We start from the raw sequence: 23303 nt of genomic DNA on the forward strand, positions 1-23303 counted from the left end.
ACGCCTTGCGGACCCAGGAGGCCCACGCACCCCACCTGCTCGACGTGGAGGCGACCTCGGCCATCCGCCGGTGGGTCCGCTCCGGCCGCTCGACCGTCGACGAGGGACGGGCGTCCCTCCGCGACCTCAGGGACCTCGCCATCGCCCGCCACGCGCACGAGCTGCTCCTCGACCGGACGCTGGACCTGCGCGACGCGGTGGGCACCTACGACGCGGTGTACCTCGCGCTCGCCGACCTGCTGGGCGCGACCCTGCGCACCGCGGACCCGAGGTCGGCACGGGCGCCCGGGATCCGGTGCGCGGTGGCCACCACCTCGTCGTGACGCCCACCGACCTGGACTGGCCCCGCCCGGCCGGGCGGGGCCCGGTGGTGGCGCTGGGCAAGCTCGTCGCCGACCAGCTGCTCGAGCTGTCCGCACCCCTGGTGGTCGGCGGGCAGCAGCGCGTGGTGCGGACGACGACGGCGGGCGGCGCCCCGGCCAACGTGACGGCCGGCGTGGCCCGCCTCGGTGCGCCGGCCCGGCTGGCGGGCTGGGCCGGTGCGGACCCGCTCGCCGACGGGCTGCTGGCCGGCCTGGTCCGGCGCGGCGTGGGGATCGCCGTGGTGCGCCGCGGCCGGGCGCCGCTGTCGACGGTGCTGGTGCACCCGGACGGCGAACGCACGCTGCTCACCGACCGCGGGGAGGGCGCGCTGGAGCCGGCCGACGTCCGCACGGAGTGGTTCACCGGCGCGGCCGTCGTCCACCTGGACGGCTACGACCTGCTGCGCTTCCCGGGAGCACTGCGGACGGCCGCGTCCCTGGCGCGCGACGCCGGGTTACCGGTCAGCGTGGACGTCGCCGCCGCGACCCGCATCGAGCGTCACGGCGTCGCCCCCTACGTGGAGCTGGTCGCGGGGCTGCGGCCGGACCTCCTCTTCTGCAACGCCGCCGAGGCCGCGGTGCTCGGGCTGGACGGCGGGCTGCCGCCGTGGGCGCCGGGGTCGGTGCTGGTGCACGCCGGCGCGCGGCCGACCCGGGTGGTGACGCGGGCGGGCACGGAGCAGGTGCCGGTCGAGCCGCTGCCGGAGGGGCGGCTGGGCGACACGACCGGCTGCGGGGACGCGTTCGTGGCCGGGGTGCTGGCCGGCTGGCGCGCCGGGGTCGCCGTCCCGGACGCCGTCCGGACCGGTCACGCGGCCGCCGCGGTGGTCGCCGGTGTGGTCGGCGGCCAGCCGCCGTCCTGACCGTCGCGGGGTCAGCGGATCAGGTCGCGAGGAGCCGGTGCACGGACCGGACCACCATCGGCCCTCCCCACCGCTGACGCCACGCGCGAACCGATGCGGGACCGCTACCCGACTCCGCGCGCCTGGGCGACGACGGCGTCCAGCCCGTCCACCACCGGCTCGACCGTGAAGGAGGCGGGCTCGTACGCGGTGGCGAGGTACTGCAGGTCGGCCGGCTCGTCCGTCTCGACGACGGCGTACCCGCCGAGACCGACACGGGCGACGAACCGGTGGAAGGTGAGGCTCCTCGGCAGCCGCCCCCTGGAGAAGGCCTCGCGGACCCGCGTCTGCGCTGCCTCGTACTCCGCGGCCGACGCAGTCGGCCGCTCCCGCCAGGTGACGACGTACTTCATCCCGCTCTCCCCTCGGACGCCGTGTGGCAGATCGAGGCTCCCGAGAGGCGGAGCGGCCGCACCAGAGGAGGACGACCCGGACGCGCTCGGCCGACCGGCGACGCGTGCGGGCCACGCGGCGGCGCTGCCGCAGCAGGATGGGGACATGCCCTCGGACGTCCCCATCCTGCTGCTGGACGTCGACGGCGTGCTCAACGCGGCGCGCCTGGACCTCCCCGACGGCTGGGAGCGGGGCAGGTTCAACGGCTACGTGCTGACCTGGGACCCGACCGTGACGGCGCGGCTGCGGGAGTTGCACGAGTCCGGCCGGGTGGAGATCCAGTGGCTGACCACCTGGACGACGGACGCCGACCGGCTGCTGGCCGAGCCGATGGGGCTCCCCCGCGGCCTGGTCACCCACGCCCGCGGCGACTTCGCGCCGACCGGGTTCTCCGGCGTGTTCGGCGGCCGGTCGGGGTGGTGGAAGCTGACCATCGCCCAGGCGGTCGCCGCGGCCGAGCCCGACCGGCGGATCATCTGGATCGACGACGACCTCGCCGAGCAGGCTGCCGACACCGGGGAGTGGCTGGCCGCCCGTCCGCACGTGCTCGTGATCGCACCGGACCTGTTCGTCGGGCTGACGCACGAACAGCTGGACGAGATCGAGGCGTGGTTGTGAGGGGCGCTTCGAGCGCGCCGTGCATCGCGATGCCGCCGCCCCTGCCCCCGGCCGGGCCTACGAACAGGGCCGAGGCCACCACACCACGCGGGGATCAGAGATGGCACACCGACTCGGCCACCATGGCCACGAACTCGTGGGCCTGCTCGTCAGGCACCGAGGGGAACAACCGCTCGACACCCTCGGACATCCGGAACTGGTCGTACTGGGGTTGCCCCAGGCGGACGCAGATCCCCTGGGCGACGACCCAGCCCGTGTGGGGGTCCAGCGGGATGCCGATCTGACTCATCGCGTCGACGAAGGTGCTGGGGACGTCGGACGCGGCCGCGGTCTCGCTGGTGGTCGGGGCCGCTGTCGTGGCAGGCGGGCTGGCCGGCGTCGTGCTCCCGGCGGCGGGTGCGGACGCGACGGTCTGACCAGCGACCGCGTCGTCGGGCCGGTCCCCGGTGGAGAGGACGAGCACGGCAGCGAGCGCGACGACGAGGAGGACGCCGACGGTGACCAGGAGGCGTGTGCGGTGACCCCGTGCCGCTGCTCGGTGGGCGTGCCGGTGTCGGTCAACGGGGTGCGAGCTGTTGTCGGCCATGTGACTGGGCTTCCGGACGACTCGGCAGTGACTACGGGCCCTCCGCTGGCGTACAGGCCGCCCGTGTGGAGCGGGGAGCTTACGCGTCGACCGCTCCCGTGGGTGCCGAGCGCCGCCCCGTCCGTGCCCCCCCGCCCGGACGTCGTGCACAGCCCCGCTGCACCGAGGCCCTGGAGCGACTCGGTCGGTGATCGACCTCGACCTGGACGACCTGCTGCCCGTCGCGAGGCGGACGCCGGGGACGTCCGGGGTGCGTGACATCGGTTCGCTGGAGTCCGCAGCCGCACGACCGCGGTCGACGGCGTTCGGTGCGGACGCCCTACCCCTCCATCCACGACGAGGCAGCGGCACTGCTGCACTCGATCGCTCGCAACCGCCCGTCGGTGGACGGCAACGAGCGACTCCCGCTGGCCGCGACCATCGCCTTCTCCGGCCTGGACGGGCTGCAGCTGACCCTGTCGGACGACGAGGCCCTCGAGCTCGTCATGTCGATCGCTGCAGGGGGCCCGACGACGTCCGGCCGATCGCCGAACGTCTCCGGTCGGGGACGGCGCCCTGGAGCTGACCCAGCATCGACGTGGCCGGCTGGGCGCCCCGGCCCCGTGCATCCGGCTCGAGACGTCTGCCGCTACCGGCTCCGCAGCGCGTCCCGGTACTCGATCCCGCGCGTCTCGGCGGCGACGGCGTCCATCACGTCCATCACCGGCTCGACCGTGAAGGAGAAGCCCGCGTAGACGGTGGCGAGGTACTGCAGGTCGGCCGGCACGTCGGTCTCGACGACGGCGTACCCGCCGAACTCGCCGACGCGGACGACGAACTGGTGGAACATCAGCGTCTCCGGCGTCTCCAACCCGGAGAAGATCTCGAGGACCCGCTCCTGCGCGGCCTCGTACTCCGCGACCGAGCCGGTCGGCCGCTCCCGCCACGTCACGACGTACTTCATGTCGCTCTCCCCTTTGGACGTCCTGCGAGTGGCGAGACTCCCGAGGAGCACAGACGTGACGCAAGGACGACGAGGACGATCAGCGGACGCACGCCACCGCCCCGACGCGTCGACACGACCCGCTCACCGGATGCGACCACGCCCGCGCGGCCCGGTCAGCCAAGCCAAGCCGTCCGCCGACCTGTTCTCCACCTTGCTGGAGCACTTCGGCGATGCGGGAGGCGTCGAGCTGTCCGTCCCACCCGGGACGTCATCGGCACCGGCGTCGACCTCATCGACCCCTGGCGGTCCTGAAGCCCGGGCCGTCGCGTCTCCTCGGTCGGACGTCAGCGCACCACGCTCGCCATCTCGACCAGCCGGCAGAGCGCGTTGACCTGACGCAGCTGCTCCGGCGTCCGGACGGCCGCGTCCAGCAGCTCCTCGCTCATCACCACGACGGCCAGCGCCTTGGCGCGCGACACCGCGACGTTGAGGCGGTGCAGGTCGTAGAGGAACGAGACGCCGCGGGGCGCGTCCTCGGCCGACGTCGACGTCATCGAGTAGACGACGACCGGCGCCTCCTGCCCCTGGAACTTGTCCACCGTGCCGACCCGCGCGCCGTGCGGCAGCGCCCGCCGGATCAGCGCGACCTGGTTGTTGTACGGCGCGACCACCAGCACGTCGTCCGGCCCGATCGTGGAACGCTCCCCTGCGGCGTCGGTCCAGCCCACGCCCTGCAGCGAGTGCCACAGCCCGGCGACCGCTGAAGCCTCGTCCGGGGACGCCGCCATCGACGGCTGCGCGTGCGCCACGAACCGCACGGCGAGCCCGCTGGACCAGCCGTCGACCGCGATCCGCTCGCGGCCGGGCGCCGACTCCAGCCGGCCCTCGTACGCCAGGTCGGAGACGAACGCGGTCAGCGCCGGGTGCATCCGGTAGGTCCGGTCGAGGAAGACGCCGCGGTCCTCCGGCACGGTGAGGTGCCCGTCGAGCAGGTGCTCCAGCGCCGAGAGCCCCGACTCCCCCGGGTGCACGGCCTGCGTCGGCTGCGCGAGCTGCTGCGGGTCGCCGAGCAGCACGAGCGAGCGGGCCGACCGCGCGACCGCCACCGCGTTGGCGAGAGAGAACTGCCCGGCCTCGTCGACCACCAGGACGTCGACCGCCTCGGCCAGGTCCTCCCGGCACCAGAACCACGACGTCCCGCCGACCAGGGACGCCGTCCCGTCCAGCAGCTGCGCGGCCACGTCGGCCGAGTCCTTCGACCACTCCACGCCCGGCGCGCCGCAGGCCTGGTGCTCCTCGCACTTCTGCAGCGCCGGCCGGCCGACCGCGCTCAGCACGTTGCCGATCACCGCGTGGGACGTCGCCGTGACGCCGACCTTCTTGCCGGCGTCGAGCAGCGCGCGGATCAGCCGGGACGCCGCCCGCGTCTTCCCGCTGCCGGGCGGCCCCTGCACCGCGAGCACCTCGCCGTCCAGCGCCAGGCCGAGCCGGACGACGGCGTCGCCGGCCTCCTCCCCCGGCAGCCGGCGGGTGTCCGCGGGGACGACGCGGTCGAGCAGCCGCTGCCCGAGGCAGGACCGCCCGGCCAGGACGGCGTCCGCGGTCGCGGCGATCGCCTCGCGCATGGCCTTGTCGTCCAGCGGGCCCTCGGGGCCGAGCCCGCGGGCCGACGCCGGGGGCTTGGTGCTCTTCACGACCACCCGCCCGGCGACGGCGTCGATCTCGCGGACCTCACCGATGCGCACGCGGGTGTCGACGTCGACGACCCGGGCGCCGACCGACAGCTTGGTGTCCTGCGGCGGGAAGTAGAACTCGTAGAGCTTGCTGCGCTTCTCGGTGCCGACCTCGAACCCGCCGGAGATCCCGCCGAGTGCGGTGCGGTCCTCGACGAGCTGCTCGTCCTCCAGCTCGCTGCGGGAGAAGAACTCCCACCACCCGGGCCGGGCCTCGCGGCGGTGCCACTGCACCAGGTCACCGAGGAGAGGGTGGCCGGCGTCCCGGAGCCGCTCGACGAGCGCGAACTCCGCGGCCTCGGCGTCCGACCGCGGCGCCGGGGTGGCGACCTCGGCCGCCGACGGCCGGGGCAGCACGCCGTACCTCTCCCCCAGCTCGGTCCGCTGGGACTCCAGCCAGTCGTGCAGCTCGCGGGTGGAGTCGACGTCGTCGCGGTTGTAGTCCTCGATGGCCTGCAGGCGGGCCGGGTCGCGGTCGATCAGCCACTTCTCGTACTCGACGACGCTGCTCATCGCGTCGGCGACGTCACCGGTGTGCTCGCGCCCGTAGAAGGCCTCGACCTTCTTGATCGAGTAGGACTCCTTGCTGATCCGCATCGACTGGCGGACGACGGGCAGCAGGTCGACGAACCGCCCGGCGCGCAGCAGCTGGTCGAGCTCGGCCTCCCGGACGCCGTACCGCCCGGTGAGCCGCTTGAGGGCGCTGACCTCGTAGGCGGCGTAGTGGTAGACGTGCATGCCGGGGTCGGCGCGCCAGGCCTCGACGACGCGGTCGACCAGGTCCTCGACCATGCGCCGCTCTCCGGCGGCGTCGTGCGCCCAGAGGGCGGTGAAGCGCCCCTGCCGGTCGCCGAGGCCGGCCAGGTACTCCAGCCCCTGGCCGTCGCCGGACAGCGGATCGCCCTCGAAGTCGAGGTAGAGGTCGCCGGGGCTGGGCTCGGGGAGCCGCAGCAGCCCCTGGGCCAGCAGCGGTGGCAGCAGCGTGCGGGTGGGCCGGTCGGCCTCGCGGCCGCGCAGCTGCTCGCGGGCCTGGTCGCGCAGCCGGGTCCGCGCCGCCCGGCCGAGACCGGCGGCCTTGAGCGTCTGGTCCGGGGCGTCCGCGAGCTCCGTCAGCGTGGCGATGCCGGCGGCCAGCAGGGCGGCGCGCTGGTCGCGGCGCATACCGGCGACCAGGCTGAGGTCGTCGCTCTCCCGGAGCTCGGCGGTGCAGCGCGGCTGCCAGGTGCACTGGTCGCAGTGGGCGATGGGCACGGGCCCGGTGACCGGGACGTCGGCGACGAAGCCCTGCAGCCGGGCGCGGGCGCGGCGGGCGTAGGCGGCGACGTCGACCAGCCGCCACGGACGCTGCGCACCGTCGCCGGTGACGACGTAGAGCCGCTCGGGCGTGCACCCCTGGAGGACGGCGAGCCGGTCGGCGTAGGTGGCCATCTGCAGCAGCGCCGGCACCTTGACCCGGCGGGCGAGCTTGGCGTCGGCGACCTCGTAGGACCACTCGCCCAGCTCGGACGGCTGCTCCGTGCGCAGCAGGAAGTCGGCCTGCCCGCCCCAGGTGCCGTCGAAGAGCGTCGCCTGGTGGACGACGTCCACGCCGGCGCGCATCGCCTCGAGCGTGGCCGCCTCGTTCCGGCTGCCCTGGAGGCGCGCCACGGTGAACCCCTGCTCCTCCAGCGACTCCAGGTAGCTGAGCTCGTGGGCGATGCCGAGGTCCGCGACGAGCACGGTCTGGTCGCTCACCCCCTCCGCCGGGGGCTGCAGCCGGCCGTCGGCGACCGCGAGGTTGAGGGCGGTGAGGTGGTGGCACTCCTGGTGCCGGGTCAGGTCGCTGGGGCTGAGGACCAGCCGCCCGTCGACGCGGTACACGGCTCAGGCCTCCGTGGGGCGGACGACGGCGGGCGTGAGGTGGCGCAAGGTTCCCCCGTGGTGCTGGGTGTGGAGCGCAGCAGACCCTGCCACCTGCACCGGCGCCCGCGGGGTTCCCGCGCCGAGGGGGTCACCGACCCGGGCACGGACGCAGACCGAGGGTCGCCTGCCCGGCCGCCACGGGCGTGATCAGCTCCCGCAGGCGTGCGGTCTCCTCGGCCGGGAACCCGTCGGCCTGCCAGGCCGGCAGCCGGTCGACGATCTGCCGCGCGTACCCCTGCACCACCGGGGGCGGCGTCCCCTGCCGGACCTCGAGGCAGGACGGGGGTCCGGCCGGCGCCGACGGCCCCGGCGCCAGGCCGGTCATCGTCCGGAACAGGGCCAGCCGGCTCGCGGTGGCGTACCGGGGGTCGAGCGCCTCACCACTGGTCACGATCGACAGCACCTGCAGGGCCGACCGCTGGCGCACGCCCTCGTCCTCCGACACGAGACCCCGCAGCCCGTCCCGCAGCAGCGGGCCGGCCGGGCCGGCAGCGTCCGGTCGCGCCGCCAGGTCCGCGATGAGGCCGTCGACCGTCTGCGGCGGGGCCGGCGCCGACTCCTCGACCGGGGAGGGAACAGGCGGCGCCGAGGTCGCGCTGCCGGTCGTGGCCGCAGCGGTCGGGTCCGCGCTCGTGAGGCGGTCGTCCGCTGTCGCCAGGGCCACCAGGCTGCTCGCGCACAGGGCCGCGGCGGCGGTGGCGATGGCCACCTCCCATCGGGGCCGCCGGCGCCGTGGGGCAGGAGCTGCGCGATCGAGCTGCCGCACCTCCCCGAGGGTAGGGGGACAGGGGGTGCGTCCGGGCGTGCTCAGCGGCGGTCGTGCGGGGCTTCGGGGAGTCGGGTCGCGGCCGCGATCAGCAGAGCCGCGGCCCGGTCGGTCCGGGCGTCGTCGCCGGTGACGAAGCGGTCCAGCGCCAGCCCGCGCAAGCCGCTGACGAGCAGGGTGGCGCGGGCCTCGGCCGATGCGGGGTCCTCACCCAGGTCGCGGACCAGTGCCGCGGCGATCGGGGCGACCCAGTCGTGCACCGCGGCCACCGCGAACTGCCGGTAGCTGCCGCCCCGGGTGAGCGCCAGGGCCATGACCTCGAGCAGCAGCCGCACCCGCGGTCGCTGCGGACCCCCACCGACCAGGTCGGCCCACAGTCGACCGGCGAGCGTGGCCACGTCCCCCTCCTCCCGGGTGAGCGCCGCCACGTCGGGGCGCGACCACTCCAGCAGACGTCCCACCAGGGACTCCTTGTCGCCGAAGTGGTGCAGCAGCATCCGGTCACTGGTCCCGAGGGCCGCGGCCAGCGGGCGCAGCGAGAGGCCGGCCACGCCGCGCTCTGCCAGATAGGGCAGGGCGCGGGCGAGCAGCTCCTCGCGGCGGCGGACGTCGAGAGGGCGGGGCACCCCTTGAGTGTAGCGATCGCTACATCTATGGTCCCGCCATGACCGACCCCGGACTGCACCACCTGGCCTTCCTCCACCTCACCGCCCTGCCGGCCTGGCTGTCGAAGTCCCGCGAGGAACGGGACGAACTCGTCGAGCGCGAGGTCGCCCCGGTGCTCGCCGCCCATCCGGCGGTCCGCGTCCGGTGGGTCGACGTCGAGGCGTTCAGCGCGGAGTCCTCCGACGTCCTGGTCGCCGAGACCGACGACCTCCGGGAGTGGAACCGGCTGGTCGAGGCGCTGAGGGACACGTCCCTGTTCGCCACTCCCCTGTTCCGGCTCGACCGGGTGCTCGTCGGGATCGAAGAGGGCTTCCGCGACCACACGCGCCCTGAGGGGTGAACCGCAGCGCCGCGCCGGGCAGTAGGTTCGGCGCGCCATGGCTGCTCCCGCCCCCGAGGTCCCATCCGTCGAGGTGTCCGTCCTCGGGTCCGTGCAGGCCACGGTCGCCGGGCAGCCGGCGGCGCTGGGCGGTCCGCGGCAGCGGTCGGTCCTCGCCCGCCTCGTGCTCGCCGGTGGACACGTCGTCTCCACCGACCGGCTGGTCGAGGACCTCTGGGACGGCGAGCCCCCGCCCAAGGCCCTCGCCGCCCTGCAGGTGCACGTCTCCCGGCTGCGCCGGGCCCTGGAGCCGTCCGTCGGACGACGGTCCGGGGCCACCGTCGTGGTCAGCGTGGCGCCGGGCTACCGCCTCCAGCTGCCCCGGGAGGCCGTCGACGCCTGGCGCTTCGAGGACCTCGTCGCCCGGGCCTCCGCCACCGGCGACGTCGCCGCCCGGCGTGAGCTGCTGGAGCGGGCGCTCGCCTGCTGGTCCGGTCCGGCCTACGCCGGGTCGGGCGATGCCGCCTGGGCCGCGCCCGAGGTGGCGCGGCTGGAGGAGCTGCGGCTGGTGGCCGTGGAGCTGCGCGCCGACGCCGACCTGGCGCTCGGGCGGGCGGCGGCCGTCGTCCCCGAGCTGGAGCGCCACCTGCACGACCACCCCGACCGGGAGGAGGCCGTGCGCCTGCTCGCCCTGGCGCTCTACCGCAGCGGCCGGCAGGGCGATGCGCTCACCGTGCTGCGCCGCGCCCGGGAGCAGCTGGCCGAGGAGCTCGGCATCGACCCGGGCCACGGCCTGCGCGACCTGGAGACGGCGATCCTCGGGCAGGTGCCGGCGCTGGACCTGCCCGGCCCGCGCAGTGCGCCGCTGCCCGCGGTCCCGGCGCCTCCTCCCCCGCCGTCGCCGGGTCGCACCGCCGAACTGCGCCGGCTGCTCGACCTGGCCGCCGGGGGTGCCCGCCTCGTGTGGATCGCCGGCGAGGCCGGCGCGGGCAAGACCACGCTCGTCGAGGCCGCCGCGGCGCGGCTGCGCGAGGACGGCTGGCGGGTGGTCGACGGACGCTGCCCCGAGGTGGACGGCGCTCCCCCGGCCTGGCCGTGGACCGAGATCACCCGCGCGCTGGGTGCCGCCCCGCTCGAGGAGGGCACCGCCTTCTGGCTGGCGCGGGCGGTCGCCGACCGGCTGCGCGAGGCCGCCCGGGAGCAGCCGCTGCTGGTCGTGCTCGACGACGTCCACCGCGCCGACGAGCTGACCCTGCAGCTGCTGCGCCAGGTCGTGGACTCCCTGGCCGGCTCGCCGCTGCTGGTGCTGGCGACCCACCGGGACGCCGAGGCCGGTGAGGCGCTGGCCGCCACCCGCGCGGCGCTGGCCTCGACCGGGGCGCGGCACCTGGAGCTGCGGGGGCTGGACGACGAGGGCATCGCCGTCCTGGCCCGGCAGCACGGGCTGGAGGACGCCGGGCCCGCGGAGCTGCGGCTGCTGCGCGAGCGCACCGACGGCAACCCGTTGTTCGTCCGCGAGCTCACCCGCCTGCTGGTGGCCGAGGGCCGGGGCGCCGCGCGCACCGGCGTGCCGGCCGGGCTGCGGGACGTGCTGCGCCGCCGCGTCGAGCGGCTGCCCGGCGCGGCGGTGACGACGCTGCGCCAGGCCGCGGTGCTGGGCCGGGACGTCGACGTGGACGTGCTCGCGGCCGTGGCCGGGCGGGACGTCGACGAGCTGCTGGACGCGCTGGAGACCGCGGTGCTGGCCGGCCTGCTCGACGAGCCGGCGCCCGGCCGGGTGCGCTTCACCCACGCCCTGGTGCGCGACGTGCTCTACGAGGACACCCCACTGCTGCGCCGCGCCCGGGTGCACGCCACCGCGCTGGCGGTGCTGCGCGAGCAGGCCGGGGTGGACGCCGCGACGCTGGCCCACCACGCCGTGGCCGCCGCCGGGCCGCGCACCGCTGCTGACGCCGTCCCCTTCGTCGTCGCCGCGGCGCGGGAGGCCGGGCGGCTGGGCGCCGCGGCGGAGGAGGCGCGGCAGTGGGCGTCGGCGCTACGCCTGCTGGAGCTGGCCGGCCGGACCGGCGGGGAGGAGGAGCTGGCGGTGCTGCTGCCGTCGATCCCCGCGCACGCCCGCGCCGGCGACGCCGTCACCGCCCGCACCCAGCAGCGGGACGCCGTCCGCACCGCCCGGCGGCTGGGCCGGCGCGACCTGCTGGTCGCCGCGCTCGCCGCCTGGGACGCGCCGCTGGTGTGGACCGTCCGCGACGACGGCGCGCAGGACCCCGAGCTGCTCGACCCGCTGCTGGAGCTGCTGGAGACACCGGCCGGCGAGGACCTGCCTGACGACGTGCGCTGCCGGCTGCTGGTGGCGCTGGTGCGCGAGGTCGAGGGCGTCGACGACGACCGCACCGACGCGGCCAGCGCGCAGGCGCTGGAGCTGGCCCGGCGGGTGCACGCCGTCGACGGCGCGCCGCGGCTGCTGTGCGCGGCGCTCAACGTGCGGGCCTTCGCCGCGCTGGGTCCGCACCTGGCCGCCGAGCGGGAGCCGCTGGCCGAGGAGCTGCGGGCGGTGGCGACCGCGGCCGGGCTCACCGACCACCAGGCCGTGGCGCACTGGCTGCTGTTCCTCGCCGCCGCGGCGCACACCGACCTCGCGGCGGCCCGCCGGCACGTCGACACCGCGGTCGCCCTGGCCGACACCGGCCAGCTGGGCCACCTGCTCGGCGCGCTGCAAATCTTCGACGGTGCGCTGCTCGTGCTGGCCGGCCGGTACGACGAGGGGCAGGTCCGCTACGAGCAGGTCGCGGCGCACCTGGCCGAGACCGGCGCGACCAACGGTGGGCTGATGGCGCTGATCGGCCGGTTCGCGGCCGGGTTCGCCCGCGGCGACCTCGCGCCGGTGGCCGGGGAGCTGGCGTGGCTGCACGGCGCGATGCCCGGCGCGCTCACCGACGCCGTCGTCCTCGGCCTGCTCGACGCCGGCCGGGAGGACGAGGCGCGGGCGGCCTGGCAGCTGCGCCGTCCGATCAGCCGGGACTACTACTGGCTGGCCGCCACGACGCTGCGCGCGCACGCCGCCGCCCGGCTCGGCGACCTCGCGACCGCGCGGCAGGCACGCGAGGAGCTGCTGCCGTGGGCCGGGCGGATCGGCGGGCTGGACTCCGGCACGCTGGTGGTCGGCCCGGTCGACGACGCGCTGGCCGCGGTCGCCGAGGCCCTCGGGGAAGCGGACGCCGCGGCCGCCGCCCGGCGCGGCGCCGACCGGGTGCGGCGCGAGCTGGCCGCGCAGCTGGCCGGCGTCGGCCTCTGACGGCGCGGGAGCCGCGCCAGGGAGATCGGGACGGCGCGAGACTGGACCCGTGGTCGGTGCGGTCGATCGGGGCCGTGAGTCGTTCGGACGGCGGGCCTGGGGAGAGGCGTGGTCGCAGCTGTCGGCCGCGGATTCCGAGGTACCGCTCGAGGTCGAGGACCTCGAGCGGCTCGCGGTCGCTGCGTTCCTGACCGGCAGGATCGAGGAGAGCGTCGACGTCTGGGCGCGCGCCCACCACCGCTGCCTCCGGCTCGGCGACGTCGTCCGCGCCGGCCGTTGTGCGTTCTGGTCGGCCTTCATCCTGGTGAACGACGGCCGGCTGGCCCGCGGCGGCGGCTGGATCCACCGGGCCCGACGGTTGCTCGACGAGAGCGCCCGGGACTGCGTCGAACAGGGGTACCTCCGCTATGCCGCCGCCCTCCGCTCGGTGTTCGAGGGAGATCCGGCCGGCGCCCGCGCGGGTTTCGCCGAGGCCGCCGGAGTCGGCGACCGCTTCTCCGACCCTCAGCTGGGCGCGCTGGCCCGGGCCGGTCAGGGCCGCTGCCTCATCTACCTCGGGCAGATCGCCGAGGGCATGGCACTGCTCGACGACGCGATGGTGGCGGTCACGGCGCAGGAGGTGTCCCCGCCCGCGGTCGGCGACCTCTACTGCACGGTGATCGAGGGGTGCCAGCAGGTCTTCGACGTCCGCCGGGCCCAGGAGTGGACCGCGGCGCTCAGCCGCTGGTGCGAGGCCCAGCCGCAGCTCGTGCTCTACCGCGGTCAGTGCCTGGTGCACCGGGCCGAGCTCATGCTGCTGCGCGGGGCGTGGTCGGACGCCGGCCTCGAGGTGCAGCGGGCCTGCGACCGGCTCGCCCGGCCCACCCCGGCGGTCCTCGGTGCCGCGCGCTATCTAGGGGCCGAGCTCCACCGGCTCCGGGGTGAGTTCGCCGAAGCCGAGGAGGCGTACCGGCAGGCCCACCGGTGGGGACGGCAGCCGGAACCGGGTCTGGCGCAGCTGCGGCTCGTGCAGGGCCGCGTGCGCGAAGCCTTCCCCGCGCTGCGCTGCGTCCTGGACGAGGCCGAGGACCCGGTGACGCGGTCGAGGCTGCTCGCCCCGTACGTCGAGGTCGCGCTCGCCGGTGGTGACGCCGTCGCCGCACGCGCAGCGGCCGACGAGCTGTCGGCGCTCGCGTCCGCGTGGAGGTCGCCCTGGCTGCGCGCCCTGTCCCTGCACGCGACCGGCGCGGTCCTCCTGGCCGAGGGGGACACGCGCGCCGCCCTCACCGCGCTCCGCCGCGCGGTGGCGGACTGGTGCGAGCTGGAGGCACCGTACGAAGCGGCGCGCGCCCGGGTGCTGACGGGGCTGGCGTGCCGGTCGTCGGGAGACGAAGCCGGAGCCCAGCTGGAGCTGGAGGCGGCACGGTCGGTGTTCCGGGAACTCGCGGCCGGGCCGGATCTGGCCGCGGTCGAGGCACTGTCGCCGCACGCGGCGCACCGTGCGGTGGGCGGGCTGACCGCCCGGGAGCTGGAGGTGCTGGCGTCGCTCGCGACGGGCAGGACCAACCGGGCCATCGCGACCGAGCTCTCGATCAGCGAGAAGACGGTCGCCACCCACGTGAGCAGCATCTTCACGAAGCTGGGCCTGTCGTCCCGTTCGGCGGCCACGGCCTACGCCTACGCGCACGACCTGGTGCGGACGCTCCCTCGGTAGGAGTACCGACCCGCGTCGACGGCGATCTCGGTGATCCGCCCGATGCGGCGACCGCGTGCGTCTTCCTAGCGTCGTCCTCAGCCGACGCCCGAGGAACCCACAGCGCCGGCATGCACGACACCGAGGACGAGGCCATGCGGACGAACGACGGAACGGCGACGACCACCGACCAGCACGTGGCACCACCGGAGGCCTGGGACCGGATCGCAGCGGGGTACGACCGGTTCGTCGCGCCCGGCGAGGAACCCATCGCGCGAGCAGCTCTCGGCCTCGCCGGCCTGAGGCCGGGCGACCGGTTCCTGGACGTCGCGGCGGGGCCGGGCGGCCTCAGCCTGCCCGCCGCGCGCCTCGGCGCCGAGGTCCTGGCCACGGACTGGTCCCCGGCGATGATCGAGCGGTTCGAGGCGCGGGTCCGCGAGGAGGGGCTGCCCAACGCCGAGGGCCGCGTGATGGACGCCCACGCCCTCGACGTCGAGGACGGCACCTTCGACGTCACCGGATCGCAGTTCGGCGTCATGCTCGTGCCGGACCAGCCGCTGGCCCTGCGGGAGATGGTCCGCGTGACCCGCCCGGGAGGCCGGGTCCTGCTGATCGCGTACGGCTCCCCGGCGGAGTTCCAGGCCCTGCAGGTCTTCATCGCAGCGCTGCAGGCCGTGGACCCCGGCTTCGAGGGACTCCCCGACGATCCCCCGCCGCTGGAGTTCCAGGTGGCCGACCCCGAGGTGCTCCGCCGGCGGCTGACCGACGCCGGCCTGGGGGACGTCACGGTGGACACGACCCACGAGGAACGACTCGAGATCGGCTCGGGACAGCAGCTGTGGGACTGGATGCTGGGCAGCAACCCGATAGCCGGGGACATCGTCGGCGACCTCCCCCCGGAGCAGCAGGCCGGCATGCGGCAGGTCCTCAACCAGATGCTCCGTCGACGGTCCCCCGGCACGGGCCCCGCCGTGCTGACCGCTCCGCTCAACATCGGCGTCGGCACCAAGACGTCCTGATGCCCCTGTCGAGCGGGAGCGCTCGCCGCTCGTCGAGGAGCGCAGCAGCCGGCGAGTCGGACGAGGACCTCCTCGGCGCTCCCGTGCCAGGTGGAGGGTCGAGGGCGGGCGTTCCGACGACTAGAGTCGTCGGGGATGCCAGGGCCGTCCGCAGGGCGTGCCGCGCCCGTGGGTGGGGCACGCACACTCGCTCAGGTCTACCGACACTTCGGTGAGGTCGACGCCGCCGGCACATCGCCGCTGTACGAGCGCGTCGCCGTCGCCCTGAGCGAGTCCGACGAGGCGCTGCGCGCCATCGAAGCGGCGCCGGCGCGCAGGCGGCACCCCTCGGTCGTCCTCGCCGCGCTGCACGACCTCGCCCTCGCCGGACGCGCCCCGGCGCTCGCCGCGGCCTATGCCGCTGGGGACGGCGACGCGGCCGCCGGCGCGGCGATCGACACGCTGCTGCAGATGACCGACTCGGTCGTGGCCATCGCCGGGCGTCGGCCGACGCGGACCTTCGAGACCGGCCGCTGCGCCGTGCTGTACCCGGCCATCGCCGAGGCGGCGCGCCGGGTCGGCGCGGACGCGGTCGGGCTGATCGACGTGGGTCGTTCGGCTGGGCTCGATCTCCACGTCGATCGCGTCGGCATCACGTACGGCAACGGCCAGTCGCTGGGCGACCCGTCATCCCCCGTGCAGCTGACGTCGTCGATCGTGGGAGACCGGCCCGTCCCGACGCGGTCGGTGCCCGAGGTCGTCGCCCGGGTCGGCGTCGACCCCGATCCGGTCGACGTGACCGACGCGGACGACGCCCGATGGTTGCGCGCCTGCCTGTGGCCCGATCGACCGGAGCGGATCGCGAGGCTCGACGCGGAGATGGCGTTGGCGGCGACCGACCCCCCGCTGCTGCTGCGAGGCGACGCCGTCGAGGTGCTGCCCGACGCCGTCGCCCGTGTGCCCGCGGACGCCCTGCCCGTCGTCACCACGACGTGGGCGCTGTCGCAGGTCCGGCTCGAGAGCCGCCTGCGCTTCCTGCACCGCCTCGACGAAGCGGCGGCCGGCCGGGCGGTGGCGTGGGTGTCAGCGGAGGGGGTCGGAGTCGCGCCGGGGATCCCGACCCTCGGCGATCGCCGCGCCTCCGGCCACAGCATCATCGGGCTGGCGGTGTTCGATGGGCCGGCTCTGCGCGCCGAGGCCGTCGGCCGCTGCTGGTCGCAGGGCCGCGTGCTGGCGTGGCTGGCGGATTCCTGAGTTCGTGGGCAACCGTGGCCGTGCACCGCTGGCTCCTGCGGCGATCCCACCGGACCGAGCCCGAAGACCTGGATGCGCACCGTCTGCCACGTGAGAGCCGGCGACGTCGCCCCCGTCGAGACGTTGCCGCGGGAACGCCCATCAGGCCTCGGAGCTCGACCGCGGTCCCGCGGGACCACCCCGCCCCCGAACGGGGTCCCCCGCCCGTCGCGGTGTCAGCCTCCGAACACGGCCCGCTCCCGGCGCCGGAACGGCGGGACCAGGACGGCGAGCAGCAGCTTGAGCGCGAGCCCGCCCTCCTGCTCGATGATCGCGCGCTCCTCCGGCGTGGTGACGGCCAGGACCCGTGGCGCCTCGAACGACAGCCGCGCCCGCTTGCGGATCCGTGCCTCCACCGCGGCCCAGTCGGCGACGGAGACGTGGCGCTCGATCACCGGGAAGACCGAGGCCTCCTCGTCGCCGATGTGCTCGGTGAGCGTGTCGCGGAGCTCGGCCAGCTCGACGGCCAGGGCGGTGGCGGTGTCCTCACCCGGGCGGGCGCGGAAGGCGTCGGCGGCGGTGCGCAGCCGGTCCAGCGCCGGGTCGAGCGCGGCGTGGTCGTCGGACAGCTCGGTGAGGTCGACGTGCGGGCCGGCCGAGGCGGCGAGCACGGGCCACAGGACGTCGTCCTCGACGCTGTGGTGGTGGTGCACCGAGTCCGCCCAGTCGCGGACGTAACGGGCGACGGCGTCGGCGCGCTCCTGCTCGGTCGCCGGCGCGGCGGCGAGCCGCTCGGCGAGGTCGGTGAGCCGGTTGGCGTCGCGCAGCATCGCGCGGTGCGCCAGGCGCATGCCCAGGACGTCGGGCACGGGGTCGCCGTCGACGCGGGGACGGACGCGGATGGGGTCGGTGCTGGTCATCGGGGTCCTCCGGGTGGCTGGGGTCGGTCACCGCGGACGCTCCCGCAGGCCACTTACCGGGCACTTGCAACGCGACTGCAAGGAAGCGGTGAGCGCGGCCGGCCACGGTTCTCGCCGACCGGGTTCCCCGGACTCCGACTCACCACGAGGACACGCCTTGACCGCCACCGCCGTCCCCACGTCCACCCCCACCCCGGCTCCTGCCGTCCGCGACCACCGCCCGACCCTGTCCCTGCGGGGGCTGGCCGTCACCGCCGGGGGCGTGCTGTTCGCCGTCGGCAACGCCCTGCACCCGCTGGAGCACGACGAGGCGGCCCACCAGGCGGCGACCTGGGTGACCGCGCACGTCACCTTCGGCGCCGGCGCGGTGCTCATCGCCGCCGGAGCCGGCGCGCTGGCGGCGCGCCTCGCCCGCTCGCGGGTCGCCACGCTCGGCCTGTCGGTGCTGTGGGTCGGGCTGGTGCTCATCCCGGTCGGCGGCTACACGGAGGCCTACGTCGCGCCGGCCATGCACCACGGCTTCGCCGCGGTCGAGCAGGCGACGCTGTGGTTCTCCGTGCTGGCCGGCACCGCCACGCTGCTCGGCCCGCTGCTGATCGCCGTCGGGGCGCTGCGCTCCCGGCTGCTGCCCGCGCCGGTGGCGGTGTCGCTGCTCGCCCTGCCGGTCGGCGGGGTGCTGGGCGGGGCGCTGCCCGTCGAGGGCTGGGGGATCATCCCCGGCACCGTCGTCTTCGGCCTGGGCATCGCCGCCGCCGGCTGGATGAGCCGGACACCTGCCTGACCTGCCACGACCCGCGCGCCCCGCGCCCCCGTGACCCCGGGCGCGGGGCGCTCGCCGTCCGCGGGCCGGGCGTCGACGCCCGAGCGGGTCCCGCCGCGGGGCATCCGCCTCTACCCTCGTTGCCCGCCGCGTCCGTCGACCGGGCCGTCCACCTCCTGCGCCGTGTGGCCGACGACCCGGGTGCTGTGGCCGGGAGGGGTGGACGGCATGGAGCGGACCACAGGGGCGGCACTCCCGAGCCCTCGCCCGCCGCGTGCGACGACTCCCCCACCGACGGCGGCGGTCATCGCCGCTCCGGTCGCTGGCGACCACACCGAGGAGGAGATCACCGGCTACGAGCGGTCCCCGAGCGACGTCCTCCGCACCGTCGCGTTCGCCGTCCTCGCCCTGCTGCTGCTAGCCCTCGCGCGGGGGGCGCGCGACGCGGCCACCGCGCTGGACGAGGACCTCGTCCAGCGGTTGTCGTTCCTGACGCCGGCGGTCGGCCGGATCCTGGCCGGCGCGGTGACCCTGCTGGTCCTCGCGTCGCTCGTCGGAGCCTGGGCGATGCCGCTGGTGACCCGCCGCTCGCGGCTGCTGGGGCACCTGCTGCTCAGTGGCGTCCTCGCAGTGCTGCTGGTGCAGGGGGCCGGGTGGTCGATCGACCGGGGCGACACCGACGCCCTGGTCCGCGAGGTCGCGCGACGCGGCGGCGTCGACAGCACGCTGACCGTGGACGGCCTCGCGGTGGTGGCCGCGTCGTTCACGGTCCTGGCGCCGTTCGTGTCCCGACGATGGCGGCGCGCCGGGGCCCACCTGCTGGCGCTGGTCACCCTGTTGCGGCTGCTGGTGCCGATCGCGCACCCGGGCACCCTGGCGGTCGCGCTGGTCCTGGGCGCCCTGGCGGGCTCCGCGACGCTCCTGCTGCTCGGCCGCCCGAGCAGGCGGCCGACACTCGGCGCGGTCGCCGCCGCCCTGACCGGCAGTGGCCTGCCCCCGGCCGCCCTGGAGCCTGCGGTGGTCGACGCCCGCGGCTCGGCGCCCTACGTCGCCACCCTCCGGGACGGCGACCGCGTCTTCGCCAAGGTCATGGGCGCGGACAACCGGGCCGCGGACCTGCTGTTCCGGGCCTACCGCTTCCTCCGGCTGAAGGACGTCGGGGACGAGCGGCCGTTCTCCTCGCTCCGCCGGACCGTGGAGCACGAGGCACTGGTGTCCCTGCTCGTCCGGGACGCCGGTGCGCGCACCCCCCGGTTGCGGTCGATCGCCCCCGTGGGCAGCGACTCCTTCCTGCTGTCCTACGACCTCATCGACGGCACGACCCTCGACGAGCTCTCGGACGACGCCGTCACCCCGCCGGTGCTGCGCGGGATCTGGGAGCAGGTCGCCGTCCTGCGCGGGCACTCCGTCGCCCACCGCGACCTGCGCCGGGCCAACATCCTGCTCGACCGCTCGGGCCGCCCGTGGCTCATCGACTGGGGGTTCAGCGAGGTCGCCACCTCACCCGCGCTGCTCGACGCGGACGTCGCCCAGCTGCTCGTCGCGCTGGCCCTGGACGTCGGCGTCGAGCCGGCCGTCGACGCGGCGATCGACCGGCTCGGTCCCGAGGCCGTGGCCGCCGCGCTCCCCCGGCTGCAGCCGAACAGCTTCAGCGGTGCCACGCGGAACGCGCTCAAGGACCGCAAGGACCTCGTCCCCCAGATCCGGGCAGCCGTGTGCCGGCGGAGCGGGGTCCCGGAGCCGAAGCTCGCCGACCTGGAGCGTATCCACGCCAAGACCGTGCTCACCGTCGTCCTGCTGGCCGTCGCCACCTACCTCCTCGCGCCCCAGCTCGGCGACGTGGGCGGCATGGTCGCGCGGGTCCGGGACGCCGACTGGGTCTGGCTGCCGGTCATCCTGGCGATGTCCGCGCTGACCTACGCGGGCGCCACCCTGAGCATCGTCGGCGCCGTCCCGGCCCGGCTGCGCCTGCCGACCACCTTCGTCGCCCAGCTCGCGTCCTCGTTCGCCAGCAACTGGCGCCGGCCGGTCTCGGTGGGATGGCGCTGAACGTGCGCTACCTGCAGCGCAGCGGCGTCGACCTTCCGGTGGCCACGTCCGGGGTGGGCCTGAGCTACGCGGCCGGTTCGGTCGTCCACGTCTTCCTCATGGTGGTCTTCGCCGTCTGGGCCGGGCAGTCCGCCTTCGGCTCCCTGCGGCTGCCGCGCCCGCAGGCCGTCCTGTGGGGGGTGCTGGCGGTCCTCGCGCTGGCCGCCGCCACGCTCGCGGTCCCGGCGGTCCGCCGGCTCGTCGTCGCGCGGGTGGTCCCGCTGGTGCGTCGGGCGGTGGACGGCGTCGGGCACGCCCTGCGCCGCCCGGGCAAGCTGGCGCTGCTGCTGGGCGGCGCCGCCGTGATCACCCTCGGCTACCTGGCCTGCCTCTACTTCTCCACGCGCGCCTTCGGCGGGGGTCTGGACCTGGCGACGGTGGGCGCCGTCTACCTCGCCGGGGCCGCCATCGCGGCCGCCGCGCCCACGCCCGGCGGCCTCGGCGCCCTGGAGGCCGCCCTGATCGCGGGGCTGGTCGCCGCCGGCATGGACCACACGGTCGCCGTCCCGGCGGTGTTCCTCCACCGGTTGGCCACGTTCTGGCTGCCGATCCTGCCCGGCTGGGCGGCCTTCGCCTGGCTCCGGAGGTCCGAGTACGTGTAGGAGGAGACGACGATGGACGGCTCCGTCGGCGCCCGCGACCGGTTCCTGATCGACGGGGAGGAGACCGGCGGACGGTTCGCCCTGATCCGACACGTGTTCGCACCCCGGTCGCTGGCCGCCCCGCTGCACCGCCACCACCGGGAGGACGAGTTCACCTACGTCCTCTCCGGGCGGGTGGGCGCCGTCCTCGGGGACGACGAGGTGGTCGCCGGACCCGGTGACCTTGTCGTCAAGCCGCGCGACCAGTGGCACACGTACTGGAACGCCGGGGACGAGCCGGCCGCGGTGCTGGACCTCGTCTCCCCGGCCGGGCTCGAGCGGTTCTTCCGCCGGCTCGACGCCCTGACCGAGCCACCGACGCCGGAGCAGCTCGTCGCGATCGCCGCCGCCTACGAGTGCGACGCCGACTTCGAGGGAACCCAGCGCATCGTCGAGCGGCACGGCCTGACGTTCTGACATCGCAGCGGCACGAGAGCGCGACGGGCGCCCGTCGATGCTCTCGATGCACAGATCGCCGCGAGGTGTCGCGGTCATTCAGCCGTACTCGCCACGCGCTACACCCAGGCCCTCACGGCGTCGAACTCCTCACCCCTCGGTTGCCCCCCGGGGGACCAGGGCTGACCGGTGGTCCCCCGTGTCCGGTCGGGTCACTGGCCCGGGCACGGACGGAGCTCGACGGTCGCCTGCCCAGCCACCACGGGTGTGATCACCGCCTGCAGGCGTGCGCTGTCGTCGGCCGGGAACCCGTCGGCCTGCCAGGCCGGCAGCCGGTCGAGGACCTGACGCGCGTACCCCTGCACCAACTCGGGAGGCGCCCCCTGCCGGACCTCGAGGCACGTGGGGGATCCGGCCGGCGCCGACGGCGCCGGCGCCAGACCGGTCATCGTCCGGAACAGGGCCAGCCGGCTCGCGGTGGCGTACCGGGGGTCGAGCGCCTCACCACTGATCACGATCGGCAGCACCTGTTGGGCCGACCGCTGGCGCACGCCCTCGTCCCCGGACACGAGACCCTGCAGCCCGTCCCGCAGCAGCGGGCCGGCCGGGCCGGCAGCGTCCGGTCGCGCCGTCAGGTCCGCGATGAGGCCGGTGACCGTCTGCGGCGGGGCCGGCGCCGACTCCTCGGCGGGGGGCGGAGCCGACGGTGACGTCGGTGTGGAGGCCGCACCGCTGGTGGTCGCCGCAGCCGTCGGGGCCGCGCTCGTCGGTCGGTCGTCGTCGGCTGTCGTCAGGACCACCAGGGCGCTCACCCCCACAGCGGCGGCGGCGGTGGCCACGGCCACCCCCAGCCGACGTCGCCGTGAGGCCGTCACCGCGCGATCGAGGTGTCGCACCCGCGTGAGGGTAGGGGCGGGAGGGTGCGTCCAGGCGTCCGTCAGCAGCGGTCCGGGTCCGAACCCTCCGCCCGGCTGTCCGCCGCATCCTGCCCCCTGACCGCCACCCCGACCTGAGGGCCGAGGTGCGGGACCGGGCGGTCACTGAGGTACTGGGGGCGTCGACCTGTCTCCTGGCGAGAGGACACCCCGTGCGCGCGGTGCAGTACCGGACCATCGGCGGCGGACCCGAGGTGGTGGAGGTCCCGACCCCGGAGCCAGGACCGGGGCAGGTCCGGCTGCGGGTGACCGCCGCCGGGTTGTGCCACTCGGACTGGTTCGTCATGGACCTGCCCGCCGACAAGTACGCCTACGGGCTGCCGCTGACGCTCGGGCACGAGGGCACCGGCATCGTCGACGCGCTCGGGGACGGCGTCACCGGGGTCGCGGTGGGCGACCCGGTCGCCGTCTACGGCCCCTGGGGGTGCGGGCTGTGCTCCGCGTGTGCGCGGGGTGCGGAGAACTACTGCCCACGGGCGGCGTCGCTCGGCATCCAGCCACCCGGGCTGGGCGCTCCGGGCGCGCTGGCCGAGTACCTGATCGTGGACGACGTCCGGCATTTGGTCCCGCTCGGCGACCTCGACCCGGTGGAGGCCGTCTCGCTCACCGACGCCGGGCTGACGCCGTACCACGCGATCGTCTCCAGCCTCGACGCGCTGCCCGCGGGGAGCACCGCGGTGGTGATCGGCGCCGGCGGCCTGGGGCACGTCGGCATCCAGGTGCTGCGCGCGGTCACCGGCGCGACCGTGGTCGCCCTCGACATCAGCGAGGAGAAGCTGGCACTGGCGTCGGAGGTGGGGGCGCACTCCGTGCTGCGGTCGGACCCGTCGGCGATCGAGGCGATCCGGTCGCTGACCGGCGGGGTCGGCGCCCAGGCGGTGTTCGACTTCGTCGGCGCCCCGCCGACCGTGGAGATCGCGCGGAAGTCGGTCGCCATGGACGGCGTCGTCCAGATCGTCGGGATCGGCGGCGGGCGGCTGCCGACCGGCTTCTTCTCCACCCCGATGGGCGCGTCGGTGCGGGCGCCGTACTGGGGCACCCGGACCGAGCTGATGGAGGTGCTCGACCTCGCACGGGCCGGCGCGGTGCACGTCGAGGTCGAGGAGTACACGCTGGACGAGGCGCCCGAGGCCTACCGCCGGCTGCACGAGGGGGCGGTCCGCGGCCGCGCCGTCGTCGTGCCCGGGGACTGA

21 protein-coding genes are annotated in these 23303 nt (G+C 75.8%); 13 read left to right on the forward strand and 8 right to left on the reverse strand.

What is annotated here, in order from left to right; genetic code table 11:
• The first annotated feature begins 5 nt into the window (after positions 1 to 5).
• Together ACU610_RS12410 and ACU610_RS12415 are read left to right on the forward strand one after the other, a co-directional pair.
• Positions 6 to 323: a type II toxin-antitoxin system VapC family toxin gene (locus ACU610_RS12410; protein WP_446768016.1), complete on the forward strand. Its 318-nt coding sequence runs from the start codon at positions 6 to 8 to the stop codon at positions 321 to 323.
• A complete protein-coding gene (locus ACU610_RS12415; RefSeq protein WP_446768017.1) occupies positions 320 to 1225 on the forward strand; it encodes a carbohydrate kinase family protein in 906 nt (301 codons plus the stop codon). The genes ACU610_RS12410 and ACU610_RS12415 overlap by 4 nt, the downstream gene beginning before the upstream one ends.
• Before the next feature lie 104 nt (positions 1226 to 1329).
• Here the strand turns inward: ACU610_RS12415 and ACU610_RS12420 are convergent, their stop codons facing one another.
• Positions 1330 to 1617 carry a DUF3303 domain-containing protein gene (locus ACU610_RS12420; RefSeq protein ID WP_446768018.1) on the reverse strand — a complete coding sequence of 96 codons (288 nt, stop codon included), beginning with the start codon at positions 1615 to 1617 and terminating at the stop codon, positions 1330 to 1332.
• Between the two features lie 145 nt (positions 1618 to 1762).
• On the opposite strand from ACU610_RS12420, the gene ACU610_RS12425 reads away from it, so the two are divergent.
• A complete protein-coding gene (locus ACU610_RS12425; RefSeq protein WP_446768019.1) occupies positions 1763 to 2275 on the forward strand; it encodes an HAD domain-containing protein in 513 nt (170 codons plus the stop codon).
• Positions 2276 to 2369: 94 nt separating this feature from the next.
• On the opposite strand, the gene ACU610_RS12430 is transcribed toward ACU610_RS12425, so the two are convergent.
• The 5 genes from ACU610_RS12430 to ACU610_RS12450 form a co-directional block, all read right to left on the reverse strand.
• Positions 2370 to 2738, reverse strand: coding sequence for a hypothetical protein (locus ACU610_RS12430; RefSeq protein ID WP_446768020.1), 369 nt, complete (start codon positions 2736 to 2738; stop codon positions 2370 to 2372).
• A 751-nt stretch (positions 2739 to 3489) separates the two neighbouring features.
• On the reverse strand, positions 3490 to 3804 hold the full coding sequence (locus tag ACU610_RS12435; protein WP_446768021.1) for a DUF3303 domain-containing protein: 315 nt from the start codon (positions 3802 to 3804) through the stop codon (positions 3490 to 3492).
• 326 nt (positions 3805 to 4130) lie between these two features.
• The gene (locus ACU610_RS12440) at positions 4131 to 7379 is read right to left on the reverse strand and encodes a TM0106 family RecB-like putative nuclease (protein WP_446768022.1); all 3249 of its coding nucleotides are present in this window, start codon (positions 7377 to 7379) and stop codon (positions 4131 to 4133) included.
• Positions 7380 to 7509: 130 nt separating this feature from the next.
• Positions 7510 to 8130, reverse strand: a complete 621-nt coding sequence (locus ACU610_RS12445; protein ID WP_446768023.1) for a hypothetical protein — start codon at positions 8128 to 8130, stop codon at positions 7510 to 7512.
• A gap of 98 nt (positions 8131 to 8228) precedes the next feature.
• The gene (locus ACU610_RS12450; RefSeq protein WP_446768024.1) at positions 8229 to 8813 is read right to left on the reverse strand and encodes a TetR/AcrR family transcriptional regulator; all 585 of its coding nucleotides are present in this window, start codon (positions 8811 to 8813) and stop codon (positions 8229 to 8231) included.
• A 38-nt stretch (positions 8814 to 8851) separates the two neighbouring features.
• Between ACU610_RS12450 and ACU610_RS12455 the strand changes: the two genes are divergently transcribed.
• The 5 genes from ACU610_RS12455 (at position 8852) to ACU610_RS12475 (ending at position 16391) form a co-directional block, all read left to right on the forward strand.
• Complete coding sequence (locus ACU610_RS12455; RefSeq protein WP_446768025.1) at positions 8852 to 9193, forward strand: darcynin family protein; 342 nt, start codon at positions 8852 to 8854, stop codon at positions 9191 to 9193.
• Positions 9194 to 9230: 37 nt separating this feature from the next.
• Positions 9231 to 12467, forward strand: a complete 3237-nt coding sequence (locus ACU610_RS12460) for a BTAD domain-containing putative transcriptional regulator (protein ID WP_446768026.1) — start codon at positions 9231 to 9233, stop codon at positions 12465 to 12467.
• A 49-nt stretch (positions 12468 to 12516) separates the two neighbouring features.
• Positions 12517 to 14160 (forward strand): LuxR C-terminal-related transcriptional regulator, encoded by a 1644-nt coding sequence (locus ACU610_RS12465; RefSeq protein ID WP_446768027.1) that lies wholly within the window; start codon positions 12517 to 12519, stop codon positions 14158 to 14160.
• Between the two features lie 110 nt (positions 14161 to 14270).
• Positions 14271 to 15158, forward strand: coding sequence for a class I SAM-dependent methyltransferase (locus tag ACU610_RS12470; RefSeq protein ID WP_446768028.1), 888 nt, complete (start codon positions 14271 to 14273; stop codon positions 15156 to 15158).
• Positions 15159 to 15326: 168 nt separating this feature from the next.
• Positions 15327 to 16391, forward strand: a complete 1065-nt coding sequence (locus ACU610_RS12475; protein WP_446768029.1) for a DUF2332 domain-containing protein — start codon at positions 15327 to 15329, stop codon at positions 16389 to 16391.
• Positions 16392 to 16606: 215 nt separating this feature from the next.
• Here the strand turns inward: ACU610_RS12475 and ACU610_RS12480 are convergent, their stop codons facing one another.
• The gene (locus ACU610_RS12480) at positions 16607 to 17290 is read right to left on the reverse strand and encodes a hemerythrin domain-containing protein (protein ID WP_446768030.1); all 684 of its coding nucleotides are present in this window, start codon (positions 17288 to 17290) and stop codon (positions 16607 to 16609) included.
• Between the two features lie 157 nt (positions 17291 to 17447).
• Here ACU610_RS12480 and ACU610_RS12485 point away from each other — a divergent pair, with 157 nt between their 5' ends.
• From ACU610_RS12485 to ACU610_RS12500, 4 genes are all read left to right on the forward strand, one after another.
• Entirely contained in the window at positions 17448 to 18071 is a 624-nt protein-coding gene (locus ACU610_RS12485) for a hypothetical protein (RefSeq protein ID WP_446768031.1), read from the forward strand.
• A gap of 207 nt (positions 18072 to 18278) precedes the next feature.
• A complete protein-coding gene (locus ACU610_RS12490) occupies positions 18279 to 20099 on the forward strand; it encodes a hypothetical protein (protein WP_446768032.1) in 1821 nt (606 codons plus the stop codon).
• The gene (locus ACU610_RS12495) at positions 20090 to 20740 is read left to right on the forward strand and encodes a lysylphosphatidylglycerol synthase transmembrane domain-containing protein (RefSeq protein WP_446768033.1); all 651 of its coding nucleotides are present in this window, start codon (positions 20090 to 20092) and stop codon (positions 20738 to 20740) included. Before ACU610_RS12490 ends, ACU610_RS12495 begins: the two co-directional genes overlap by 10 nt.
• 12 nt (positions 20741 to 20752) lie before the next feature.
• Positions 20753 to 21196, forward strand: coding sequence for a cupin domain-containing protein (locus ACU610_RS12500; RefSeq protein WP_446768034.1), 444 nt, complete (start codon positions 20753 to 20755; stop codon positions 21194 to 21196).
• 191 nt (positions 21197 to 21387) lie between these two features.
• On the opposite strand, the gene ACU610_RS12505 is transcribed toward ACU610_RS12500, so the two are convergent.
• Positions 21388 to 22071 carry a hypothetical protein gene (locus ACU610_RS12505; protein WP_446768035.1) on the reverse strand — a complete coding sequence of 228 codons (684 nt, stop codon included), beginning with the start codon at positions 22069 to 22071 and terminating at the stop codon, positions 21388 to 21390.
• Between the two features lie 191 nt (positions 22072 to 22262).
• On the opposite strand from ACU610_RS12505, the gene ACU610_RS12510 reads away from it, so the two are divergent.
• The gene (locus tag ACU610_RS12510; protein ID WP_446768036.1) at positions 22263 to 23303 is read left to right on the forward strand and encodes an NAD(P)-dependent alcohol dehydrogenase; all 1041 of its coding nucleotides are present in this window, start codon (positions 22263 to 22265) and stop codon (positions 23301 to 23303) included.

Source organism: Geodermatophilus sp. URMC 61 (genome assembly GCF_052931555.1).

What these genes read in the sequence shown, in the direction of transcription:
- ACU610_RS12470 (WP_446768028.1), top strand. Translation starts at nt 14,271, where the DNA reads ATGCACGACACCGAGGACGAGGCCATGCGGACGAACGACGGAACGGCG.
- ACU610_RS12490 (WP_446768032.1), top strand. Translation starts at nt 18,279, where the DNA reads ATGGAGCGGACCACAGGGGCGGCACTCCCGAGCCCTCGCCCGCCGCGT.
- ACU610_RS12435 (WP_446768021.1), bottom strand. Translation starts at nt 3,804, where the DNA reads ATGAAGTACGTCGTGACGTGGCGGGAGCGGCCGACCGGCTCGGTCGCG.
- ACU610_RS12420 (WP_446768018.1), bottom strand. Translation starts at nt 1,617, where the DNA reads ATGAAGTACGTCGTCACCTGGCGGGAGCGGCCGACTGCGTCGGCCGCG.
- ACU610_RS12425 (WP_446768019.1), top strand. Translation starts at nt 1,763, where the DNA reads ATGCCCTCGGACGTCCCCATCCTGCTGCTGGACGTCGACGGCGTGCTC.
- ACU610_RS12460 (WP_446768026.1), top strand. Translation starts at nt 9,231, where the DNA reads ATGGCTGCTCCCGCCCCCGAGGTCCCATCCGTCGAGGTGTCCGTCCTC.
- ACU610_RS12495 (WP_446768033.1), top strand. Translation starts at nt 20,090, where the DNA reads ATGGCGCTGAACGTGCGCTACCTGCAGCGCAGCGGCGTCGACCTTCCG.
- ACU610_RS12455 (WP_446768025.1), top strand. Translation starts at nt 8,852, where the DNA reads ATGACCGACCCCGGACTGCACCACCTGGCCTTCCTCCACCTCACCGCC.
- ACU610_RS12500 (WP_446768034.1), top strand. Translation starts at nt 20,753, where the DNA reads ATGGACGGCTCCGTCGGCGCCCGCGACCGGTTCCTGATCGACGGGGAG.
- ACU610_RS12480 (WP_446768030.1), bottom strand. Translation starts at nt 17,290, where the DNA reads ATGACCAGCACCGACCCCATCCGCGTCCGTCCCCGCGTCGACGGCGAC.